This window comes from Frankia sp. CeCAU1 (genome assembly GCF_977971845.1).
In genome coordinates this window covers 1-4,916 of the sequence record NZ_CDWWXA010000219.1, presented here as the reverse complement: position 1 = coordinate 4,916, position 4,916 = coordinate 1, and the positions used below count along the sequence as shown (strand labels likewise).

General features: G+C 71.6%; 5 protein-coding genes. 1 reads left to right on the top strand and 4 read right to left on the bottom strand.

Going from position 1 to position 4,916, the window contains the following annotated elements:
• Positions 1 to 245: 245 nt before the first annotated feature.
• The gene (locus tag AC08OO_RS22490; protein WP_476611711.1) at positions 246 to 884 is read left to right on the top strand and encodes a hypothetical protein; all 639 of its coding nucleotides are present in this window, start codon (positions 246 to 248) and stop codon (positions 882 to 884) included.
• On the opposite strand, the gene AC08OO_RS22485 is transcribed toward AC08OO_RS22490, so the two are convergent.
• The 4 genes from AC08OO_RS22485 to AC08OO_RS22470 form a co-directional block, all read right to left on the bottom strand.
• Complete coding sequence (locus AC08OO_RS22485) at positions 885 to 1,394, bottom strand: hypothetical protein (RefSeq protein WP_476611710.1); 510 nt, start codon at positions 1,392 to 1,394, stop codon at positions 885 to 887. It lies immediately after the preceding gene.
• Positions 1,395 to 1,888: 494 nt separating this feature from the next.
• Positions 1,889 to 2,101, bottom strand: a complete 213-nt coding sequence (locus AC08OO_RS22480) for a (2Fe-2S)-binding protein (RefSeq protein ID WP_476608475.1) — start codon at positions 2,099 to 2,101, stop codon at positions 1,889 to 1,891.
• A 264-nt stretch (positions 2,102 to 2,365) separates the two neighbouring features.
• Positions 2,366 to 3,457 (bottom strand): OmpA family protein, encoded by a 1,092-nt coding sequence (locus AC08OO_RS22475; RefSeq protein ID WP_476611709.1) that lies wholly within the window; start codon positions 3,455 to 3,457, stop codon positions 2,366 to 2,368.
• Positions 3,458 to 3,686: 229 nt separating this feature from the next.
• Positions 3,687 to 4,646, bottom strand: coding sequence for a phosphatase PAP2 family protein (locus AC08OO_RS22470; protein ID WP_476611708.1), 960 nt, complete (start codon positions 4,644 to 4,646; stop codon positions 3,687 to 3,689).
• Positions 4,647 to 4,916 lie beyond the last annotated feature (270 nt).

The following is a 4,916-nucleotide window of genomic DNA, read 5'->3' as shown; positions in this document are numbered from 1 at the left end:
CCCACCACCCCCCTCGACCTCCTCGGCGAGTAACCAGATCTCCTCGGCGAGGAGTGAACCCGGACGTCCGCTTGCCGTTCGCGACGCTCCTCCCGGATCCGGGGACCGCTGTGGGCGCGGCATCGGTCCTCCGGTGGAGACCACGACGACACATCCAGAGAATCGGCGGTGAGGCAACCGTCGAATGCCACACAATGCCGCCATGCTGTGGTCGGTGCGCCGCGTTTCGCGTTACCGTGTGCCGCATGCCGTCGGCAGGTCTGGCCTGGCAGACACTCTCCGATCCGGGCGCGCTCGCCCTGGTCGACCCCGAGTCCAACCGGGCCGCCGCGCTGGCCCGGCCGCACCCCGCGGACCTGCCCATGGTCCAGATCGTCGACCTCGAACGTCTCGTCTGCGGTTGGCTGGCCCCGGCCAGCCGCCCGCAGTCCGAGCGGCACCTCCGTGAGCAGATGATGGTCGATCCGCTGCACACCCTGCGCGGGATGTGCTGGCTCATGGCGATGTGGGTCGTCGCGATACATCTCCGGACGGGACGACAGCCGACCGCCGTCGTCGCCGACCTGGCGTTCCCGGGGATCTGGCGAGGACCGGAGGCCCCGAAAAGCGCCCAGCTCTGGGAGAACCTCGCCGGGCGGATTCGGCTCGGCGTCCTCGCCGCTCTCACCAGCGACGCGGCGACCGACGAACAGTTTCGCGAGGCGCTGCGCCATCCCGCCGACATCACGTCGATTCTGGTGCATTACGCCCTGCCCATGATGGCGGGTCTGCACCGGCAAATGCTCGACAACGGCGTGGACCCGAAGGAGATGGCGGGCACGTTGGCGCTCTACACCGTAGACCCGCAGGAACGGACCACCGCCTGCTTCCGCCCGCTGACCTGATCAGCGGCCGTCACCCCCGGGCTGCGCCTTGCGGGTCGGCGAAGGACGCGGGCCACGAGCCGCGGCGGCCGAACGCGCCGCGGAACCGAGGCGTAGCGGCGGTGCGGCACGCAGGGGCGCATTCGGCCGGGCCGACCGGGCCGGGGTGGCCAGCGACCCCGGGCTCGGTCTGGGCGACGCCGGGCTCGGCACAGGCGACGCCGGACCCGGCACAGGCGACGCCGCGGAGAGGACGGGAACGGCCGAGGCGGCGGGCCCCACCTCAACCGCGGGGACGGTCTGGTCGGCGGCGTCGATGTAGACGACGCGGGTACTTCCGCCGTGTCCGTGGATGGCAAGCAGCGTTTCCATCGTCGGATAGATCCCGATGGAATCGTGTTCGGAGTCCCACCACAGCACGCAGGTGCCGTCGGGGGCCTGCGCCCCGAACGCGACCGCACCCGTCCCGGAGACGCCGGAGACGTCAACGTCACGCTCCAGCTGAAACCGCCGCACCTGGCGAGCGGACATCGCCACGACCTCCTCACGGGGTACCGTACCGTACCCGTAGGCATCGCCCGCGATCCGGCTGGCGCAGCCGACTCAGCGCCGTCGCCGACCTCGTGCCTCGCAACCAGCGAGGCGTCGCGGCTCGGCCGGATCGACCGGCCGATGCTACCTCTCAGGCGGACTTCGGCCGGTTGGCCCACGGTAGCCGGCAATGTCGGGGTGGGTCATCCGTATGCCGTCGTGGCAGCGCGAGGGTGATCCCACCACGCGGTAGCTCCACGCGGTAGCTCGCGGGTGGACCGGATGTGTCCGGGCGCGGGGACACCGCCCGAGCATGATGGTCACCTGGCCCGACGCACGATCACCGCGGAGGCGGGCCGGTCCGCCGGCGGTCCGAGATATCGGCCGTAGCCGGTCTCATTCCGTAGTCGACGGGCCAGGAACGCGACCGTACTTAGAGCGTTGATGATGTTCCGTGACGACGGCAACGGCGGCACTTCGGCCGCCGCGCGGCCCTAACCCGATCCGGAACCCTGCCCCGCTCTGGCAACCGGACTGCCGCGGCGCGCGGACGCCTCACCCAACAGCTCGGCGATCTCCTCCACACAGCCACCACAGCCCGTCCCGGCATCACATCGCTCGCCGACGGCGTCAACGTCGCAGGCACCCGAGGCGATCACGTTGCGTAGCAACCGGTCGGACACCGCGAAGCACGAACAGACGAACACCGCACCTCACCACGCCCGAGACAGCCAGCACGCGGACGGCCAAGCGGCAGTTCGCGACCCTGTCGATCTGTCGATGATCCTTCGACCCCGTGGAGCAGTCGACCCCGTGGAGCGGCCTTAGCTAAGGCTTCCCTAAGCAGAGGATGCCATGGGCCACCCGCCGCAGGCAAGACGGGCGCGCATCCGCGACATCATCGTGGTACTGGGCCGGAAATCGGCCGGGCCCGACAGCCCCGCCGGACCCGAGATCCGGCTCGCCCAGAATCAGCGGTCGGGCCACGGAACGATCTCGACCCGACGGTTGGCCGCCCGTCCCCGAGGCGTGGCGTTGTCGGCCACCGGCCACCGGGAACCGAACCCGGCGACGCGCATGAGGTCGGGACGTACGCCCCGGTCCGCCAGGTAGTCGGCAATCACCTGGGCCCGGTCCAGAGACAACGCCTGATTGAGGGTCGCCGGCCCGGAGGCGTCGGTGTGGCCGCCGACCAGGACCACGACCCGGCCGGCGCGCAGCGCCGCCGCCACCCGGTCAAGCCAAAGGCGGGCCGGGGGGCTCAGCGTTGCTGCGCCGACCGGGAACGTCACGTTCCGAGCGTCGAGGGCGGCGCGTAGGGCCGCGAGGGCCGCGGCATCGGAGGTGGGCTTCGCCGCCGCGGCGGCAGGCTTCTCGCGCGGGACGACAAGCCGGTTGTCCAGGGTGGCATCGGGGACGGTGGTACCGGCCGCTGCCAGCACCTGGGCGCCGAGGCGCCGCCTCGTGACCTCGTCGGGGGCGCTGCCGGCCACCGCCACGGTCGTCCCGGAGACCGTGGCCGAGTGGTTCCCGGGAAAACCGCGCAGCGCCGCCGCGACGGCGGCCACCACCTCCACCGGCGGCTCCGCCACGGCCGGGTCGACCCGGACCTCACCGGTCACCGAGCCACCGCTCGCGTCCGCCACGGCAGCGAGCAACGCGGCACGGCTCGCCCGGTCGGGCACGGTCGCCGTGATCGACAGTCCTCGGCCGGCCACAGCGAGCACCAGGGGGCGCGCGGGTTCGGTCGCGATGACCACGTCGTCGCCGAGACGCGCGGAGGTCGTGCCGGCGACCGCGGCCGAGGCTCTCGCCTGTTCGGCGGCGGCGGCACTCGGGAAACGACCGGTGACAACCGCCTCACGCCCCTCGACGTGAACCTGGGCGTGCACGCCGCCGGTGGACCGGACCGCCGCGGTCGCCCGGGCGGCGAGATCATCCTCGATGGGACCGCGGCGCAGGGCGAACGCGACAAGGGCAAGCAGCAACCACGCCAGCACGAGTGCGATGGCGAAGGCGACCGGGCGCGGACGTTGCAGGCGCACGGCCGTGGACAGGGACATCGATCGGACTCCGAGCGGGATCGGACCGGACGCGGGATCTTCGAGGTGGTGTGGGGAGAGGGGTGCCGCAAGGTCGGACGCGGCCGGGAAAACCGCTGTCCCGCAACTTTCGCACATCGGTCCCAGAAGTAACGCATCGGGGCGAAAGATGCACCCACCTGGGGAGCCACACCAGGCCGACACCGGTCGGATCGGCCCCGGTCGGATCGGCCCCGGCCACCTACCGCGATCAGTTCGCGTGCGCTCCATCGGCTCGCGCCACCGGTGTGACCCGCACCGCCATGCTGGAGGTGGCCGGCGGGGCGGGCGGAGGCACCGGTGACGGTTGGGGCGCCAGGGAAGACGGCGGAGACGGCAGTGGCACGGACACCGGTGCCAGCGCGTTCGGCGCAAGCTGCGATCCGACTCCCGGCACGGCAGGCTGCCCGGCGGCACTCCCCACGAAACCGACCCGGGACCGCCACCCGGCGACGAGCGCGACCGCACCGGCGGCGCCGCCCAGGACCGCCCATCCGGCGACCGCGTCCAGGAGATAGTGGTTCGACGTCGACATGACGACGAACAGGGTCGCCGCCGGATAAAGCGCGCCGAGCACCCGGACCAGCGGTCGGCGCCCGAAGCGCACCAGCAGGAAACCGCACCACAACGACCATGCGCAGTGCAGCGACGGGAGCGCGGCGTACTGGTTCGTCAGTCCCTCCAGCCCGTCCGGGGCGGCGCTCGCGCTACCGCTCCACCATCCCCAGCCCTCGAAGTGGGACATGGTGTCGACATAGGGCGTGCCGGTGAGCAACCGGGGCGGGGCGGTCGGGAACAGGAAGAACCCGACCAGGCAGATCAGAGTGGTGATCACCAGCGTCCAGCGGGCCCGAGCGTACCGGGGGGGGTGCCGACGATGCATCCACACCAGCAGGGCCGGCGTCACGACGAAGTGCAGCGTCGCGTAGTAGTAACAACAGACGACCGCCAGCACCGGTACACTCTGCAACCAGCGGTTGAGCCCGAGCTCGGGATCGAGATGCAGGAAGGTCTCCAGGCGCAGGAGATCGTGGCCCATCCGCATCGCCTCGCCGGTGGAGGCGTCGGCCACGGCACGGGTGCCGGTGTAGGAGTAGTACAGGATCACCAGCATCAGCACCTCGACCCACCAGACCAGCAGGCCGGTGGTCTGGTTGCGCAAGCGCCTCACTATGCACCTCTCGAACGTCGCACCCGCGCGAGACGCCGCGCCCGCGCGCCTCGACGCCCTCGGGCAGGACCGCACGCGCGAACGGACCGGCGCACCGACCGTCGCGACGGGCCGGAGCGTCTCGACAGCTCGCTCTCCATACCCTTACTCAACAGCATGAGCCGTTCGCGACCGTCACGGGCCGATCCGTCGTTTACGACACCTCCCCCGGGCGGAAATTCACCGCCTGCTCGCCCGCCCGACTCCTCCCCCTGACCGGCTGTCCCCGTC